This is a genomic window from Burkholderia sp. LMU1-1-1.1 (genome assembly GCF_040675865.1).
In the GTDB taxonomy this organism is placed as follows: Bacteria; Pseudomonadota; Gammaproteobacteria; order Burkholderiales; family Burkholderiaceae_D; genus Rugamonas.
Map to the genome: position 1 here is coordinate 76,009 of NZ_JBEGHG010000005.1, position 17,523 is coordinate 93,531.

General features: G+C 65.3%; 15 protein-coding genes. 3 read left to right on the plus strand and 12 right to left on the minus strand.

Annotated elements, in window-relative coordinates; translation table 11 throughout:
- Positions 1 to 208 precede the first annotated feature (208 nt).
- The 3 genes from MRBLMU1_RS06220 to MRBLMU1_RS06230 all read right to left on the minus strand — a co-directional run bounded on the left by MRBLMU1_RS06220 (position 209) and on the right by MRBLMU1_RS06230 (position 6,146).
- Positions 209 to 913 (minus strand): GntR family transcriptional regulator, encoded by a 705-nt coding sequence (locus tag MRBLMU1_RS06220; protein ID WP_363498600.1) that lies wholly within the window; start codon positions 911 to 913, stop codon positions 209 to 211.
- A 75-nt stretch (positions 914 to 988) separates the two neighbouring features.
- The gene (locus tag MRBLMU1_RS06225) at positions 989 to 3,967 is read right to left on the minus strand and encodes a glycoside hydrolase family 2 protein (RefSeq protein WP_363498603.1); all 2,979 of its coding nucleotides are present in this window, start codon (positions 3,965 to 3,967) and stop codon (positions 989 to 991) included.
- 169 nt (positions 3,968 to 4,136) lie between these two features.
- Positions 4,137 to 6,146 carry a hybrid sensor histidine kinase/response regulator gene (locus MRBLMU1_RS06230; RefSeq protein WP_363498606.1) on the minus strand — a complete coding sequence of 670 codons (2,010 nt, stop codon included), beginning with the start codon at positions 6,144 to 6,146 and terminating at the stop codon, positions 4,137 to 4,139.
- 223 nt (positions 6,147 to 6,369) lie between these two features.
- Here MRBLMU1_RS06230 and MRBLMU1_RS06235 point away from each other — a divergent pair, with 223 nt between their 5' ends.
- Positions 6,370 to 6,570, plus strand: coding sequence for a hypothetical protein (locus MRBLMU1_RS06235; protein WP_363498609.1), 201 nt, complete (start codon positions 6,370 to 6,372; stop codon positions 6,568 to 6,570).
- 34 nt (positions 6,571 to 6,604) lie between these two features.
- Positions 6,605 to 7,123: a hemerythrin domain-containing protein gene (locus MRBLMU1_RS06240; RefSeq protein ID WP_363498612.1), complete on the plus strand. Its 519-nt coding sequence runs from the start codon at positions 6,605 to 6,607 to the stop codon at positions 7,121 to 7,123.
- 96 nt (positions 7,124 to 7,219) lie between these two features.
- Here the strand turns inward: MRBLMU1_RS06240 and MRBLMU1_RS06245 are convergent, their stop codons facing one another.
- Positions 7,220 to 8,158, minus strand: a complete 939-nt coding sequence (locus MRBLMU1_RS06245; protein ID WP_363498615.1) for a LysR family transcriptional regulator — start codon at positions 8,156 to 8,158, stop codon at positions 7,220 to 7,222.
- Positions 8,159 to 8,254: 96 nt separating this feature from the next.
- On the opposite strand from MRBLMU1_RS06245, the gene MRBLMU1_RS06250 reads away from it, so the two are divergent.
- Complete coding sequence (locus MRBLMU1_RS06250) at positions 8,255 to 9,388, plus strand: DSD1 family PLP-dependent enzyme (protein ID WP_363498618.1); 1,134 nt, start codon at positions 8,255 to 8,257, stop codon at positions 9,386 to 9,388.
- Positions 9,389 to 9,618: 230 nt separating this feature from the next.
- Here MRBLMU1_RS06250 and MRBLMU1_RS06255 read toward each other — a convergent pair whose 3' ends face one another.
- From MRBLMU1_RS06255 to MRBLMU1_RS06290, 8 genes are all read right to left on the minus strand, one after another.
- The gene (locus MRBLMU1_RS06255; protein ID WP_363498621.1) at positions 9,619 to 10,848 is read right to left on the minus strand and encodes a TerD family protein; all 1,230 of its coding nucleotides are present in this window, start codon (positions 10,846 to 10,848) and stop codon (positions 9,619 to 9,621) included.
- Between the two features lie 5 nt (positions 10,849 to 10,853).
- Positions 10,854 to 11,795 (minus strand): HpcH/HpaI aldolase/citrate lyase family protein, encoded by a 942-nt coding sequence (locus tag MRBLMU1_RS06260; RefSeq protein WP_363498624.1) that lies wholly within the window; start codon positions 11,793 to 11,795, stop codon positions 10,854 to 10,856.
- Positions 11,788 to 12,936 carry a cysteine protease StiP family protein gene (locus tag MRBLMU1_RS06265; protein WP_363498627.1) on the minus strand — a complete coding sequence of 383 codons (1,149 nt, stop codon included), beginning with the start codon at positions 12,934 to 12,936 and terminating at the stop codon, positions 11,788 to 11,790. Before MRBLMU1_RS06265 ends, MRBLMU1_RS06260 begins: the two co-directional genes overlap by 8 nt.
- Positions 12,933 to 13,685: a hypothetical protein gene (locus tag MRBLMU1_RS06270; RefSeq protein ID WP_363498630.1), complete on the minus strand. Its 753-nt coding sequence runs from the start codon at positions 13,683 to 13,685 to the stop codon at positions 12,933 to 12,935. Before MRBLMU1_RS06270 ends, MRBLMU1_RS06265 begins: the two co-directional genes overlap by 4 nt.
- Positions 13,663 to 14,841, minus strand: a complete 1,179-nt coding sequence (locus MRBLMU1_RS06275) for a phosphoribosyltransferase domain-containing protein (RefSeq protein ID WP_363498633.1) — start codon at positions 14,839 to 14,841, stop codon at positions 13,663 to 13,665. The genes MRBLMU1_RS06270 and MRBLMU1_RS06275 overlap by 23 nt, the downstream gene beginning before the upstream one ends.
- Positions 14,838 to 15,884, minus strand: coding sequence for an ATP-grasp domain-containing protein (locus MRBLMU1_RS06280; protein WP_363498636.1), 1,047 nt, complete (start codon positions 15,882 to 15,884; stop codon positions 14,838 to 14,840). The genes MRBLMU1_RS06275 and MRBLMU1_RS06280 overlap by 4 nt, the downstream gene beginning before the upstream one ends.
- A 204-nt stretch (positions 15,885 to 16,088) precedes the next feature.
- A complete protein-coding gene (locus MRBLMU1_RS06285) occupies positions 16,089 to 16,664 on the minus strand; it encodes a TerD family protein (protein WP_363498639.1) in 576 nt (191 codons plus the stop codon).
- Positions 16,665 to 16,817: 153 nt separating this feature from the next.
- A complete protein-coding gene (locus MRBLMU1_RS06290; RefSeq protein ID WP_363498941.1) occupies positions 16,818 to 17,501 on the minus strand; it encodes a transglycosylase domain-containing protein in 684 nt (227 codons plus the stop codon).
- Positions 17,502 to 17,523: the final 22 nt, after the last annotated feature.

Consider the following 17,523-nt stretch of genomic DNA (forward strand, 5'->3'; position numbering starts at 1 on the left):
TTATGCGGTATCCTGAGGACGCCTTCCGGAATAACCAAAACTATCGCATTGGTATCAATTCCGGATTGGACGGCAACACCGCGACATATAGGCGGCGTCCATATATTATATTTTAGATCACACGGATCGGTGTTGGCGAGAGAATTTAAAATGGTATGTTTTTTCCGACACTTCCATTTAACAAGCTGACCGCGACTATTAAGCCGCGTTAACCCGGCGGTAAAACGAAATCGGGATATTTCTCGCGCAGCGCGTCGAGTTCCGACAAGGTGCCGGACAAATGGCGGCGCACCGCGTCGCGCGCCCGCTCGGAGTTGCCGGCGGCGATGGCGTCGGCGATCTCGCCGTGATCGTCCAGTATTCGTTGGGCCTTGCTGTTGAGGGGAAGATGCAGGCGGCGCAGCCGATCCAGATTGCCGCTCAGCCGCCGGACCAGATGCCACAGGTCGGCGACGTCGGCCGCCATGTACAAGGTTTGGTGGAACGCCAGGTCGGCGCGCGCGAAGCTCTCCAGGTCGCCGCGCTGGAGGGCCATGCGCTGGCGCGCCAGCAGGTCGGCCAGTTCGCCGTCCAGGGCCGGCGGACGGCGTCCGCACAACTGGTGCGCCGTCTCCAGCTCCACCGACAGCCGCAGTACGTGCGCCTGCCGCGCCGACGTCAGGTCGATGGCGCTCACGCGCGTCAGGTGCTGGGGATAGATGTCCACCAACCGCTCCTCCTCCAGGCGCAGCAGTGCGTCGCGGATCGGCGTGATGGACAGCTTGAAGTAATCGGCCAGTTGCTGCCGCGCGAGCACGGTGCCCGGCTCCAGCACATTGGTGACAATCTTTTCGCGCAAGTGTTCAAACACTTGCGCGGTGGCGTTACGCGTACGATCCAACGAAAAAGTGCCCGGCAGCGATTGCAAAGCCATAGAGGAGGAGACTGGCGTGTGATAAGGGCTCATATATTAACATATCAGCATCACAATCCAGTCCTGAGGCCGGCCTCACGGCGCCCGGTAAAACTCGATTTCAACGATGGACAGCACCCCTTTCGGCGTGGTGTTGGCACCGGTGTCGACGATCGCCTGATTGGCCACCTCAGTCATCTTGACGGTATTGCCCTCCTCGGCCACGCCGTTCAACTCCACCTTGACCACGCTGCCCCGGCGCGGCTTGAGCGGCAAGGTCACGTAACCCAGGCTTTTCGGCGTCATGCCGGAGAAAACCACCTCCCCGTCGACCGAAATCCTCAGCGGATAGCTGCGTTCGCGCCAGCCCGACAACTTCAGCGCGATCTCGTTCAAGGTGGCCGCCTGCGCCAGCCGGTAGGTGATGGACGGCGTGCCCTCCCCCGGCTTGCTGACCCACTTGGTGGTTTCGTCATCGTCGTAGGAGTTGGCGACATCGGCCGCGTTGCTGGCCGCTTCGGCCGATACCGGTTGCACCGCCACCCGCGTCACCTTGTACGACGGCGTGGCCGGGGTCGGCCCGCGCTCCAGATGCACGGGCAGGTCCGCGCCCGGCAAACGCGTCGACAGGCCGTTCACCGACGGCGCCGGCAGCGCATCCAGCACCAGTTCCGCGCCCGCCAGACCGGGGGCGCTGGCGCGCACGACGATCTTGCCGGCCTGCGTGGCGCTGCGGATCAACACCCTGTTTACGCCACCCTCGACCGGCAGGGTCTTGGCCAGCACATGGTTGTTGGGGCCTTGCGCGATACCGCCGCGCCATTCGGCCGGCCCTTGCAGGTCGAAGCTGACCGTATCCAGCGCGACCGGATTGCGGCGTCCCTGCGCGTCGACCACCTCCACCTGCACCAACGCCAGGTCGGCGCCATCGGCCCGCAGGCCGGACGGCGATGTGATCGACGTCAGTTTGAGCGCGGCCGGAGCGCCGGCCGTCGCCAGCACCGCTTCGCACACCTGCTTGCCGGCGGCGTCGAAGCCCACCGCTTTCAGCTCGCCCGGCTGCCATGCCACGTCGTCGAACGTGAACAAAAAGCGTTCGCTCTGGCGGCCTTGGCTCTGCGCCAGCGGCTTGCCGTTCAAACGCAGCTCCACCTTGTCGGCGCTGGAGACCACCGTCACCGCCTTGGTGGTGCCGGGCTGGTAGTTCCAGTGGCCGACGATGTGGGCGCGCGGCTTTTCGACATCGACCCAGCCGTCCCACATGACCTGATGAGCGTAAAAGCCGTCCTTGGGAATGCGCATCGCATCGACCTCGCCGCTGCGGCGGTAATTCTCGGCGCCGCGATGGTGGGTGTTACTGTCCGAGAAAACGATATTGACGCCGCCCGACGACACGCGCGTGCCGGTGCCGGGCCGCTCGCGCCAGTAGTCGTACCAGCGCTTGACGTTCTCGATCGCGTGCGTGTCCTGGTTGCGGTTGTAGACGCTGGCGTCCTGCCCCTTGTGCAGCGGGCCGTCGCCGTCCTTGTGGAACGGCGGCGTCAGATCGTCCCAGAACTTGCGCGCGCCCTCGTCGCGGGAATACTCCATCGCCCACATCGGGATGCGCGCGCTCTTGTTCACATATAGCATCTCGCCGCCGTACTCGGCCACCTGCTGCAGGCGCGCGCTGAGCATCTCGCGGCTGCCCGAGGCGCGGCCTCCGTGCGGATCGAACTGGTCGCGCAGCGCTTTCATCTCCAGCATGTGCGGCTCGCTCACGCCACGGTTGCCGCTCTCGTAGAAGATGATGCTCGGGCTATTGCGGTTGTAGATGATCGCGTCGCGCATGACTTCAATGCGCTGCTCCCAGCGCCGGCCGGTGACGTCGGCCTCCGAATCGCCCGGCGGCATCGCCTGCATCAAGCCAAGCCGGTCGAGCGATTCGACATCCTGCCTCCATGGCGTGATATGCATCCAGCGTATCAGGTTGGCGTTGCTGGCCAGCGCCAGACCGTTGCTGTAGTCGCTCAGCCAGGCCGGCACCGACATGCCGATCGCCGGCCACTCGTTGGAGGTGCGCTGCGCGTAGCCCTTCATCTGCAGCACGCGGTCGTTCAGCTTGACCATGCCGTCGGCGAAGCCGGTCTTGCGGAAACCGGTGCGCGTCGCCAGTTCATCGACCGGCTTGCCGTCGACCTTGAGGATGGTCCGCACGTCATACAGGTAGCCGTAGCCCCAGCTCCAGAAGTGCAGGTCCTTGACCGGCGCGCTGGCCTTGACGATCGTCATCGCACCCGGCGCCAGCGTCTGCGCGGGCGAACTGAAAGCGGCCACCTGCCTGCCTTCGCGGTCGCGTATGCGCACCTCGTAGGTGAAGGTGCGCGGCTGGTCGTAGTCGTTGCGTACCTGCGATTCGGCGGTCACCGTCGCCCGGCGCCCGGGAATATCGAAGTCGCCCGCGTACACATAGACGCCGGTGGTGCCCAGGCTCGAATACAGCGGTAAGGTCTGATACAGCTTGTCCGTCACGTGCAGGCGCACGTTCTTCGACAGGCCGCCGTAGTTGGCGTTGAAGTTCTTGTCCGACCACTGATAGCGCTGGCCGGTGGCCTTCTCGCGGTAGTCCCAGCTGTTATCGGTGCGCACCGCCACCGTGTTCTCGCCGTCGACCAGCGCGGCGGTGATGTCGAAGCCGAAGGCGTTGATACCGTTCTCGTGCAACCCCATGCGCTTGCCGTTGACGTAGACCTCGGCCGCCTGGCGCGCGCCTTCGAATTCCAGGAACACCTTCTGTCCGCGCGCGGCCGCCGGCAGGGTGAAGCGCTTGCGGTACCAGGCCACGCCGGTCGACTGGTCGACGATATCCTTGCCGAAGGCGTCGTCCTCGTTCCAGGCACGCGGCAGGGTCACGCGCTTCCAGGCCTGGTCGTCGAAGCTGGCCTGCGCCGCGTCGGCGGGATCGGCGACGGCCAGGCGCCAGTCCGGGTTGAAGTTGTAGGCCAGGCGTTCGGCCTGCGCCGGGAACGTCAGCGCGATGCAGCAGGTGATCAAGAACGCCGGCAGGGTCGTGGCCGGGAGACGTCGACGTGTCATAAACGCTTTCAATGTATATAGTCGGCCCCAAGCCAACCCTCACTGAAATATTAGCATTTTAGCCGCCGGGAAAAAGCCCTCTCCACGCATTGATCAACAAGCTGAGCAAAGCCACGGAAATACGCGGGGCGGATGAGGCGGAACGCCGTAATCACCCGATTCACCGGAATCAGGTGGCCATCACGTCCTCGAGCAACTGCATCAGCTTGCCGAAATTGACCGGTTTGACCAGATAGCGGTCGAAGTGGCCCTTGCCGCCCGCCTTTTCCTCGATGTTGCCGTAGCCGGTGACGGCGATCAGCCGCGTCCCGGCCGTATGCGGCTGATCGCGCAGGCGGCGCGCCAGTTCGTGGCCGTCGATGTCGGGCATGCCGATATCGAGCAGGAACACGTCGGGCACGCGGCCCGCCGGGATGGCCAGCGCCGCGCGCGGATTGGTCATCTCCTCGACACTGTGGCCGACCGCCCGCAGGCAGGTGGCCAGGGTCCACGCGGCGTCGGCGTTGTCGTCGACCACCACGATGCGCAACGCCTGCCCCGCTTGCGGCGCCAACCCGCCGGTGGCGTCGCCCGCATCGGCCACCTGATGGCGCGGCAGGCGGACCTCGAACACGCTGCCGGCGCCGGGGCCGCCGCTGTTGGCGGCCACACGCCCGCCGTGCAACTCGACCAGACTCTTAACCAGCGGCAGTCCCAACCCCAGCCCGCCCTGCGCCCGGTCCGGCGTGCGCGCGCCCTGGACAAACAGTTCGAACACATGGGGCAGCAGGTCGGCGGCGATGCCGGCGCCATTGTCGGCCACCGTGACGACCACTTCGCCGCCGTCGACGCGCAGCGCCAGCTCGATCGCGCCCCTGGCCGGCGTGTACTTGGCCGCGTTGTTGAGCAGATTGGCCAGCACCTGCACCAGCCGCTTCTCGTCGCCGACCACCCGCGCCTGCTCGTAGGTGATCTGCGTGCTCACCTTGTGGCCGCGCGTCTCGATCAGCGGGTTGACCTGTTCCAGCGCGGCGGCTACCACCTGCTTGCAATCGATCACGGTCTTGCTGAGCTCGACCATGCCGCGCGTCACGCGCGAGACGTCGAGCAGGTCGTCCAGCATGGCCGACATGTGCCGCGCCTGGCGCGACAACACCTCGCTCATGCGGGCGATGCGGGCCGGCTCCGGCGGCGCGATGGCCAGCAGGTCGGCGGCGGCCGTGATCGGCGCCAGCGGATTGCGCAGCTCGTGCGCCAGCATGGCCAGGAAGTCGTCCTTCTGCTGGTTGCTGCGCGCCAGCTCGGTCTGGATGCGCTTGGTGTCGCTGATGTCGATGGTGATGCCGTCGAAGCGGGTCGGCGCGCCGTCTCGGTCGTAATAGGTGCGGCCCTTGGCGCGCAGCCAGCGCTCGCGCCCGTCGGGCGCCAGCACGCGGTACTCGACGTCGTACCCCTTCTTATCCACGACGCTGGCGTCGACCGCCGCACGGGTGTGCTCGCGGTCGTCCGGATGGATGCGGCTATAAAAGACATCGAAGTCGACCTCGGCGTCCTCGGGCAGGAAAAAATGTTCCTTGCACTTGTCGTTCCAGAAGATCTTCCCCATCGGCATGGGACAGTAGAACGTGCCCAGTTCGCCGGCGGCGACGGCCAGCTCCAGGCGTTCGCCCGCCTCGGTCGCGCGCGCCTCGGCGTGGCGGCGCCGGCCCTCGCCCTCTCGCATCAGTTCGGCCAACTGCCGCAAGTCCTGGAGCGAACGCGTCAGGTGTGGCGGCTGGCTGCTCACGCCCTGCCCATCCTCGCTGGCCAGGATGGCCGTCAGGTCGTAGACGCGGTGCAGGATGAAGCGCACGCGGCCGTCCTCGCCCCGCACCGGGATGTTGGTGGGCAGCCAGGACTTGACGATAAAGCCGCCGCCGTTCCGGTCCGGCACGTCGTAGCGCTGGACCTCCATCGCGTGCATCCGTCCGGTGCGCACCACGGATTCCAGCGAGGCGCGCAACCGCACCGGCCCCTCGGCTTCGGCCGTATCCCCCGGGAAGGCCTCGAACAGGGGCCGGCCGATCAGATCGGCCCGGCTCGTCAAAGTCGCCTCGAGGTATTCGTCAGAGGCGTGGCGGATGACAAAATCCGGCGTGGCGTCGAGGACAAGTATGGCAAACGGCAACGATTGCACGATCAGGGAAGTGTCGGACGTCATGCGAATTTCTTTAAGGAATGTGGCCCCGCAGTGGCCAGGATTATTGGGTAAAAGCAAGCTTCCAATTGTAGCATTCGACCACACAACTGTTGGGTAACACGACCTACACGGACACAGGGAGCGGTCCTACAGCGGATGGTTGAGCGCGCGTCTACTATGACTCCATAGCAAAGCTTTTCAATTGCTAACTTTAGCGGTACAACCCACTGAACCCCAGGAGACGATGATGAGCAAACCAACCCAAGGCGGCAAAAACGGCGGCAACAGCAAACTGGAAGAAACCGGCACCGCCAAGAACGCTGGCAACAGCGGCAGCGGCAAGGGCAACAGCCAGTCCGCCACGTCCGGCAGCAAGGCATCGGCCAGCGAGTCGTCGGCAAAATCGACCGCCGGCAAATCCTCCTCCGGCTCGAAATCGAAATAACCATACAACCCCTTACCGATACGAGGCAAACGACATGACCACCACCACCACCGCCAAGAGCAAGGCGCCGCGCGCGCCGCAGGACACCGGCTCCATCGACGCCATCGAACTGCTGACGCAGGATCACAAAACGGTCAAGGAACTGTTTGAAAAATACGAGAACCTGAGCGACCGCTCGACCGCCAGCAAGAAAAAACTGGCTACGCAGATTTGCCTGGAACTGACCAAGCACGCCACCGCCGAGGAAGAAATCTTCTATCCGGCCGTGCGCGAAGCCAGCGGCGACACCGAAGATCTGGTCGACGAGGCTACTGTCGAGCATGCTTCGGCGAAGGACCTGATCGCGCAGATCCTGGAGATGGAACCGGGCGACGATCTGTATGACGCCAAGGTGAAGGTGCTGTCCGAGCAGATCGAGCACCACGTCGAGGAAGAAGAGAAGGAAATGTTCCCGAAAGCTCGCAAGGCCAAGCTGGACCTGGCGGCGCTGGGCGAAGCGATCGCCGCGCGCAAGGAAGAGGTCGAGTTGCCGATGCCGTCCCTGCCGCACTAAATGAACTTCGGAAACACGTAGGGCGGATTAGCGCAGCGTAATCCGCCGATGCACGCGCCGTCGACGGCTTTTCTATGGCCGATTACGGCGTGCCGCCTAATCCGCCCTACGTGGATCCGTGGTAACTTTTGGCCGCAGGGCTTCGATGAAGAAGTCGAACGCCGTTCGCACCCGCGACGGTAGATTTTTGCTTGACGGTATAAGTATCAGGATAGGCGCCGCATCGAATTGCCACTCCTCGAGCACCCGCACCAACTTGCCCCTCCGCACGACCTCCTCCACATCCCATTGCGAACGCAACACCAGGCCCAGCCCCTGCTCGGCCCAGTAACGCGCCGTGCCACCGTCGTTGCTCTCCATCGCCGGATGGATGCGCACCGATTCGCGCCCGCCCAGGCGTCCGTCCGCCGTGCCCTTCTCCTTCCTGAAATGCCACAGGGTAACGTCCTCGTCATTCTCGCGGATGCAGATGCATGGATGATCGAGCAAGTCGCGCGGCGTGCGTGGCGTGCCGTGTTTGTTCAGATAGGCAGGACTGGCGCACACCCAGCGCTCGTTCTCGGCGATGGTGCGCGCCACCCAGGACGAATCGCGCACACTGCCGATGTGGAATACGATATCGGCCTCGGCGCGCTCGGGCCAGGGCGTCTCGCGCAAATCCAGTTGAACGCTGAGCTCGGGATACAGCCGGGCCAGTCGCGCGATCAACGGCGCGATGTGCTGGCGGCCGTAGCCGAATGGCGCCGCCACCCGCAGCTTGCCCTTCACGCTCTGCGCGCCGCGCTCGAACAGGTCCGGCAATTGTTCCAGGCGCGCCAGCAGCGCGCCCGCCTCCTGCGCCAGCAACTCGCCGTCGGCGCTCAGCGTCAGCATGCGCGCGGTGCGGGTGGCCAGCGACAGGCCCAGCTCCCGCTCCAGGCCACGCAAGCGCATCGACAGCGCCGAAGGCGTGACGTTAAGCGCCCTGGCCGCCTCGCTCAGCGACTCGCTGCGCGCCAAGGTCGTCATCAGCCGCAGGTCTTCTATCTTGATCATTCAATTTTGCTTAAGCTTTTATTGTCTTCCATTTAAACATAAGTTGACGAATAAGACTTACATTAGGCGCATTAGTTCATTCATCAAGGAGAAAACATGTCGGCGCTTACCGGTCTGAACACGCCTGCGGCCATCATCGATGTGCCGCGCATGCGGCGCAACGTCGCACGCATGCAAGACAGGATGGACACGATGCACGTGCGCTTCCGTCCTCACATCAAAACCAGCAAGAGCGAGCCGGTGACGGCGATGCAACTGGCCGCCGGGGCGCGCGGCATCACGGTCTCCACCTTGTTGGAGGCGGAGCGTTTCTTCGAGGCCGGCACCACCGATATCCTGTACGCGGTCGGCATGGTGGGCAGCAAGCTGCCGCAGGCGATGGCCTTGCGCCGGCGCGGCTGCGACCTGAAAATCATCACCGACAGCCTGGCTTCGGCGGAGGCCATCGTACGCTTCGGCACTGAGCACGACATGCGGTTCGAAGTCTGGATCGAGATCGACAGCGACGGCCACCGTTCCGGCATCCGCCCCGAGCTCGACACGCTGCTCGAGGTCGGACGCCATCTGCACGAAGGCGGAATGCTGCTGGGCGGCGTGATGACGCACGCCGGCTCCAGCTACGACCTCGACGACCCGGTCAAGCTGACCGCCATCGCCGAGCAGGAGCGCAAGGCCTGTGTCGGCGCGGCAGGCCGGCTGCGCGCCGCCGGCCTGCCGTGCGAGGCGGTCAGCATCGGCTCGACGCCCACCGCGCTGTCGGCGCAATCCTTCGACGGCGTCACCGAGGTGCGCGCCGGCGTGTATGTGTTCTTCGATCTGGTGATGCACAACATCGGCGTGTGCGCGATGGACGAGATCGCCCTGAGCGTCCTGACCACGGTGATCGGCCACCAGGAGGAAAAAGGCTGGGCCATCGTCGACGCCGGCTGGATGGCGATGAGCCGCGACCGTGGCACGCAAAAACAGAAACAGGACTTCGGCTACGGCCAGGTGTGCGACGTCGATGGCACGCCGATCGCCGGCTATGTGCTCAGCGGCGCCAACCAGGAGCACGGCATCCTGTCACTGCGCGACGGCGTCGATGGCGACATCGCCGCGCGCTTTCCGATCGGCACCCAGCTGCGCATCCTGCCCAACCACGCCTGCGCCACCGGGGCGCAATATCCGGAATACCAGGCGCTCGACGGCAACGGGCCCATCGCCCGCTGGCCCCGTTTGAACGGGTGGTGACGGGCAGCTGCGGCGTGCGAAACGGTCCTTGGTCGCGGTCGTGATCGCGGTAGTGATCAAATTCTAAAACACGTAGGGCGGATTAGGCGGAACGCCGTAATCCGCCATTTATGAGCCGTCGGCGGCACACACATGGCGGATTACGCTTCGCTAATCCGCCCTACGTGATGTAGATCGACGCGTGGTTCAACGGTCCATGTTGAGCCCCATCCACACGAGCACCCGGGTTATCAGCCCTTGCTACCCGCCACCCACTTCATGCCGAAGTTGTACTTGCGATCCATCACCTCGTGCATGCTCTTGCCGCCTTCCGGTACGATGTAATCCACCAGCTTGGTCACCTGCAGCTTGCCGCCCACATTCTCGATCATCGCGATCGCGCACATGCGCTGGCTGGCGCCCTGGTCCAGACGCACCTCGATCGGCGGCTGGTCCGGCACATTGATCGTGACCACGCCATCCGTCGCAGCCCAGTTCGGCGCGCCCTCGTAAATAAACGCAAAAATCAACGCCCGCTTGACTTCGTCGAAGTGCTGGCCGTTGATCGTCAGATTCTCGCCATCGACATTGGCGCCGGTGCGGTCGTCGGCCTCTAACTGGATGTAAGGACGGCCATTGAAATTGCCGAAGCTGTTGCCCAGCGCCTGCACCACGCCCTTGGAACCGTCGGCCAGCTCGAACATGCAGGCCAGATCCAGATCGAGCCCCTTGGACGAGCGCATGCCACCCGTCAGCTTGGACAGGAAGCCGCCCTTCTCCGCCGGCGCGACCGCCGCCGAGCGGTTCCAGTTCAGATTGACGTGGATACGGCCGAAACCGCGCGACGCCGATTTCTCCAGCGAGATCTTGTCGCCACGCTTTTCCAGCGTGACCTTCGACAGCGACACCCTGGCCTGCGGCGCGGGCGCGGGCGCAGGGGCCGGCGCGGCCGACGGCGCCGAAGCCGACGACGACGCGCTCTCGCTTCCGCCGAAGTGCGTCAGCAACGCCGACAAACCACCGTTGAAACCCTGCCCCACGGCACCGAAACGCCACAGCCCATCCTTGCGATACAGCTCGGCCAGAATCACCGCCTTCTCATCCTGGAAGTCGGCGCCGGCCAGCGGGAACTGCGCCACGCCGCCGACCGTCACGCTGCCCTGGCTCAGCGAGCGCATGGCGCCGCTGTCGATGGCGGCGGTGAACACCAGCTTGGAGATCGACTCCGGCAGCGCCGCCAGGTTGACGGCAAAACTGGAACGGTCGCCGGCGATGGTCAGCTTGACAGCATCGCCCGGGCTGGCCAGCTGGTTGTAGAACACCATGTAACGGTCGTCCGACAGGCGCTCCGCGCTGTCGAGTCCGAAACACGAGACGTCGGCGCTGGTGCCGGCCAGCTTCAGTTCCACATCGACGTTGAACGACTGGCCGCAGCCCAGGTCGTCGAGTTTGCTCTTTTGTCCACGCGAGAATTGTTTCATTTCAATCACCTCAGAATAGTTTGACTCGTTAGCACCGGCGAAGTTGCGGCCTGCATGGTCTCCTGCGCCTGGCGGGGATGGGACCCGAACAGTCGCGAGCGTTCGAGCGTGCTCTCGGCCCAGGCGCGGTGGGTGGCCACTTCGCACATCGACTGGTTCATCGCGAACACCGCCGGGCTGTCCGGCCGCAGGATGGCGGAGGCCTCCTCCAGGTCGCTGGCGGAGACGCGATAATGGCTTTCGATCGGATCGATCTGGCTCGGATGGATCGCCGTCTTGCCCACCATGCCGTGCGCCAGGTCCTCGTTGACCTCCTCGGCCAGCAGCTCGGGCAGGTCCAGATGCTCGAACACCGGCGCCGTCAGCGCGAAGCCGTGCGGCCGGAAGGTCGTCACCAGGCGCCCGATCACCGGCCCCAGCGGCGTGCGGTAGATCGTCATGTTGCGCGGCCGGCGCAGGCCCAGCAGCGCCAGCAGGTCGTTGCCGCCGATGCGCAGCGCCACCACCCGCTCGCGGATGCCCGGCGAGCTGATCAGATGACGCAGCGCGTGCATCTCGGCGTCGTAGAACACCTCGGCCGTCTCCAGGGTCGGCATCAGCACGTGCGCGGTATCGCGCACCAGGTTGCAGTACATCGGCAGGTTGTACTGGGTGGCCTTGGGGATGACGAAGCCGGTCAGCTTGTCGGCGCCGGGCATGGCCAGCACGCGCGTCATCACGTCCAGGTTGCGCACCCGTACGAAGCGTTCGGCCTGGCTCGCCACCGGCATATTGGCCAGCACCAGCGACAGGTTGAACAAGGCGTAGCTGAGCTCGCGGTCGGCGACCGCGTCCTCGGTGCACATGATCAGCGAGCGCACATTGCCCAGGCGCGTGCCGCTGGCGACGTCCATCAGATATTTGTGGGTCGCCGGCACGTACAGCGAAGCCCCTAGTGTCTTAACCATCGGCGATACTCCTGATGATGGAAACGGCCTGGTAAGGCAGCTCCGGATCGAGTTGCACCGGCACGTCTTTTTCGCGTGCCAGCACCAGCAAATGGGCGACGTCGGCGCTGGCCGCGTCGCGCACGATCAGTCTGTCCGGCGTGCGCCGCAACAGCACGCGCGTGGCTTCGCCCAGACCGGGTTTGATCAGGTTGCGGTCGGCGATGCCGTGCACGCGCATGGCCGTCTCCATGTAATCGCGCGACACCCGCGCCGCCGTCGCGCGCGCGGCCTCGGTGGCGGCTTCGGCCAATGCGGTGGTGGCGCTGGCCGGTTCGCTCGCCGGGCCGATGACGGCGTCGATGGCGGCCGGACCGTCGGCCCACTGCTGTGCCAGTTCGACCAGGCGGTCGGCGAAGGCGCGCGACTGGTCCTGCGGCTCGAACTCGGCGTAGTACACGCAGCCGTGGAAATCGTCCGGACCGATCTCGTCGTTCAGGATCGAGCGGCTGACCAGGCCGGACACGGTGGCATTCAAGATGCTCGACGGGATCAGATAGTCGTCATGGCCGGCGGCGCGGGCGGCCACGCCGGCCAGGTCGGACAGCACGTACAGGCCGGTGTCGATGGCGCAGCCGTGGCGCGCGTTGAACACCGCCATGCTGGCATGCAGCTCGGCGGCGATGACGCCCTTGCCGGTCCAGCCGTCGATGAAGACGATCGATTCGGGCGCGTGACCCTGCGCCAGGATGTACTCCAGCGCGACCTGGTCGATGCCCCGGTCGCGGATGATGGACAGTGAATAGTGCGCGACCTCGCGCCCGAACACGCCGCCCAGCAGGCGCTTGAGCACCACGCCGACCGGCGTGCCGGCGCGCGCCAGCGACACCAGGGTCACCGGTCCGGGGCGGCGGCGCGCGATCAGGCCGGCCAGGGTGACGCTGTCGCGCGCCATGCGCTCCAGGTTGGCCGCGCAAGCCTGGCCGAACACGTCCAGGTAGCGCGGCGACGGCAGCGACTCGCGCGACAGCATCTCGCTGTAGTGGCGCTGCCCCGACTGGATCAGGCGTTCCTTGTCGGGCACGTCGACGAACGAGGCCAGCTCCAGCCGCTTGAGCAGGAAGCGCACGTCGTCGCCGTGGTAGCTGCCGCTGAAGTTCATAGCGGCTCCAGGGCGATCCCCGCCAGCTGCGTGCCGCGCGGCACGATGGCGTAGTCGCAGGCGGCCATGAAGCGGGCGTCCGACCGGCTGTCGCCGATGCCGAAGGTCAGCAGCGGGCCGTGCTCGGCGCGCAGCAGTTCGGTGACGTAGGCCACCGCGTGCGACTTGTTCAACGCGTTGGGCAGGATGGCCAGGTTGTTGGCGTTGCGGTGGATGAAGTAGTCATGGCCGCGCGCCTCGAGCCACGGCCGCACCACCTCGCGCTCGATCGGTTCGAGCCGGGCGGCGATCTTGTCGGCGTCCTTAATCAGCAGATAGAAGGGAATCGAATAGTCCTCGACGATGCGGCAGCGGCTGCTCTGGCCGGCGGCTTCGACGTAGGCGTCGATCAGGCGGCCCAGCTCGGCCAGGCCGTCCTGCGCGGCCAGCATCGCCGGGCGCATGCGTTCGAGCCAGGCGCGGTCGGCGCTGCCGTCGGGCAGCAGCACCACGCCGCCGTAGTTGATCACGGCATAGCTGGTGAAGTCGATCTTGACGCGGCTGTAGGCGTCCTGGTTGCGCGCGGTCGCGGGAATGATGGTCATGCCGTCATTCATGAACTCGAACATCGCGCGCTGGCCAGCGGTGGTGAACGAACAGGCGACGCCGTCCTTGAGCACGGCCGCCGGTTCGAGGTCGTCGCGGCCGGAGCACTTTTCCAGGGATTGGAACAGCGTGTCGTCCAGGTCAGCAAACAGGAATTTCTTCAATCAGGGCCTCACTCTTAAAATGGAACAGACGCGCCTTGAGCAGCGCGGCCAGCTCGGACAACGCGGCGTTCGGCGGCGTCTCGTGGCAGATGAAAACATGGTCGTACTGACCGGGAGCGACGTTGTACAAAAAATTGGGAATACCTTCGCCGTAGTTGTCGGCGAACGCCAGGGTGTGCGCCACCGCGCCCCAGCGGCGGATCGGCGAGCGCGTGGTCGACTGCACCATCACCTCGACGCCGTCGCGCGCCAGACCGGCGCCCAACGCATAGGCCGCGTGCATGAATTCGCCCGTGCCCAGCACCAGCACTGTCTGGCCGGCGCCGATGCCGGCCGCCAGCGCGGACACCAGCGCCTGTGGCAGGCGCAGCGGCGTGGTGCGGCCGCGACGGCCGAACCGGTCGCTGGCGCCGCGTTCGGCGTCGGCGTCGAAACGCTGCGCCGGGGCCGCGCCCGATTCCATGGCGCCAGGCGTGAAGCGGTAGCTGCCATGCAGGCAGGCGCCCAGGGTCATCGGCAAGGCGCAGCGTTCCGCCAACGCGGCCACACCCTGCTCGCCCATGAAATTGGTGATGACCGCCAGATGCAGATGACTAATGTCGGGCTGCACTTCGCGACAGGCGTTCAGCAGATTGACGAAGGTGTTGCCGGTGCTGGCCTCGTCGTCGACCAGCACCAGCGAGCGCATGCCGGCGAACAGCGCGCGCTGCGCCGGATCGGCAGGCCAATGCAGGAACTGGCGCGGCGCGTGGCTGTGCGCCTCCTCGAATTCGATCAGCGGCTCGTCGCCGACCCGGTAGCGGGTGGTGTGCAGGAACAGCGCCGGCTGGTCGGGATGGGCGCGCTGCCAGGCTTCGAACATGCCCTGTCCCAGGCCGATGCCGGTTTCGGCCATCGAAATGAACACAACCGGTCCCGGCAGTTCCGGCACGCCGGCCGCCAGGCTCTCGTGGATCTCGGCCATGCGTTGCGGCGTCACCGGCCAGTGCTTGCCCAGCACCTTGCTCAGGAACAGGAAGCCGCGCTTGGCGTTGTCGCGCGCGGCAAAGCCCAGCAGGCTGTCCGGCGCGAACTCGCTGTCGGCCACCCGCAGCTCCAGGGTGCCGGTCGGCAGTTCCACCTCGACATTCCCGAGAAATGGCGAGGGCCCGTTCATGGCAATTCCACCGCAGTGCCCAGCTCGCCCACGCGCATGCCATCGCGCACCGTCAGTTGTTCATGCGTCAGCCCCTCATGGCCGTCGACAAAGCTGATCAGCGCCAGATAAGGCAGGTTCGGTCCGGCCAGGCAAGCCATGCCGATGCCGCCCGAGGCGCGCGCGTTGATTTCCAGCAGGCGCAGGCCGCCGCGGCCTTCGCGGAACTGTACGTTGAACATACCGCCCAGGCCGAAATCGGCAGCCAGCTTGGCGCACGATTCGACGATGTCGGCGCGCATGTCGATCACCTGGCCGTGGCCGGGCTGCGGTAGCTTCTTGCGCGCCACGGCGCTGACCAGATGACCGTTGGCGCCGACGCAGTCGACGCTGTATTCGTAACCGTCGAGATATTCCATCAGCAGCATGGTGCGGAAGGTTTCCAGCTCGGCCAGACCACGGCGCAGGTCGCCCAGGCCGATACGGTAGCTGGAGCCGGCCAGCAGCAACGCGGCGCTGCTGCGCTCCTCGTCCAGCACGCTGAAGCCGAGGCCGTAGACCGAGCGCGCCGGTTTGACGCACAGCACGTCGTGCAGCGGACGCAACTCGGCGTGCGCGGCCTCGAACTGGGCGATGTCCTTGAACACGCGGAACTCCGGCGGCGGCGCCAGCGGCAGATCCACGCTGGCGTAGAAGGCGGCCTTGTCGTCGATCATGTCGAGCTTGTCGGACGCGGCGGCGCTGAGCACCCGAATGCCGTGCTCGAGGAAGCGCCCGCGCGCCGCGCTCAGCGCGGACGCGTGCTTGGCCGGCGCGAACACGTCGACCTTGTGCTCGCGGCAAAATTCCAGGCACCAATCGACATAATCGGCCGCCGCCAGGCCTTTCGGCTCGAGGTGGAACTCGTGCGCGGCGCCGGCCGCCGAGGTATGGGCGTGCGGGTGCGTGTAAATGGTGTGGAACCGACCGGCCAGGTCGGCCTCGCGGATGAGCGTGAGCACGTTCGCGATGGACGAGAAGGCGCTGTTATACCAGACGCGGCAAACCCGTTCCGGCGCGCTCACAGGAAAGCCCCGGACAGAAAGGTGTGGCGTCCCGTGCTCAGATAAATGCTCATGCAGTCCTCATGTCGATCGATGGTAAAAACAGTGCAGGCACCGGCCCCGGCCACACGTACCTTGCGCGCACGAGCAAACCGGGAGACGCTGGCCTCCCGGTTTGAACGTTCGGCGCGCGACGGGCGCCGGATGGGGTACTCGTACTAGATGTTAAGCGTTGACGCCGAACGAGCGCGCCAGCGGACCGAGGCCGCCTTTGAAGCCCTGGCCGACGGCCTTGAATTTCCACTCGGCGCCGGCGCGGTACAGCTCGCCGAAGATCATCGCCGTTTCCACAGAGCTATCTTCCGACAGGTCGTAGCGGGCCAGTTCGGCATTGCCGTTGGCGTTCAGGCAGCGGATGAAGGCCTTGCCGATCATCCCGAAGTTTTGCTTGCGCGCCTCGGCTTCGTGGATCGTCACGCAGAAGGACAGGCGGTCGATTTCGGCCGGCACGCGGGCCAGGTCGACGGTCAGGGTCTCGTCGTCGCCTTCGCCCTGGCCGGTGGTGTTGTCGCCGTTGTGGACCAGCGAGCCGTCGGTCGATTTGAGGTTATTGTAGAAGATGAAGTCGCTGTCGCCGCGCACTTTACCGTCGGCCTTGAGCATGAAGGCGCTACCGTCGAGGTCGAATGCCGCGCCGTCGGTGGCGCGCGGGTCCCAGCCCAGGCCGATAACGACTTTGGTCAGGCCGGGTGCTTCCTTGCTGAGGTTGACGTTACCGCCTTTTTGCAAACTGATCGCCATACTGGTCTCCCATTTAAAGTTTCAAATTATCAACATTCGTCCACCGACCGGGTGTCGCGGAACGGGCTTTAAATTTCATCCCAAAGTATGTGGCGACATTTGCGCGAAAATCAATACTGTCCGAATATAATCTTTCAATCGATCTTACAATAACTATTGGGCGCAGGCGTCGTAATCGGTATCGAACCAGCCGTCCGGCTTGCATTTTCCGTCGAGCAACGCCTGGATCCGCGCCACGCGGGCGGCGTGCTGTTCGGGATGCAGCAGCGGATGGTATTGGTTGGGGGCCTTGATCATCGCCACCAGGCCGATGAATTCCGCCTCGCTGGCCTCGTCGAGCGGCTTGCCCAGATAGGTGTCGGACGCCATCGGCAGCCCGATGACCTGCTTGCCGTCGTGGCTGCCCATGTAGACGTCGGCCACGTACAAGGCCAACTGGTTACGCTTGGGCAGTTTCGCGTTCAACACAAACGCCATGACGTCGCGGCCCAGGTCGAACTTCTTGCAGCAGTCGAACACGCGTGTGTAAAAACGCTGCAACACGCCGGAGACGCCGGCCAGCGGCCGGTCGGACAGGTAGAGGTCGCGCGCGACCGCCGACGAGATCGTGGCCACGCCCTGCCCCTCGGCCAGGCTCACGCCCGGATGCTTGAAGAAGGTGGGGTCCTCGACCCGCAACAGGATGGCGGTCTGGCGCGCGGAAAGCGGCATCATGGGCGGCGCCGGCACCGCCTCCATGACGGCATTGAAGGAGGTCGACGCCCAGACGGCGACCAGCCCCAGATAGGCGGCCGCCAGCAGGATCATCGCCAGCACGGCCTTGCACGCGAAACGCATCACGATGACATCCTTGTCCTCA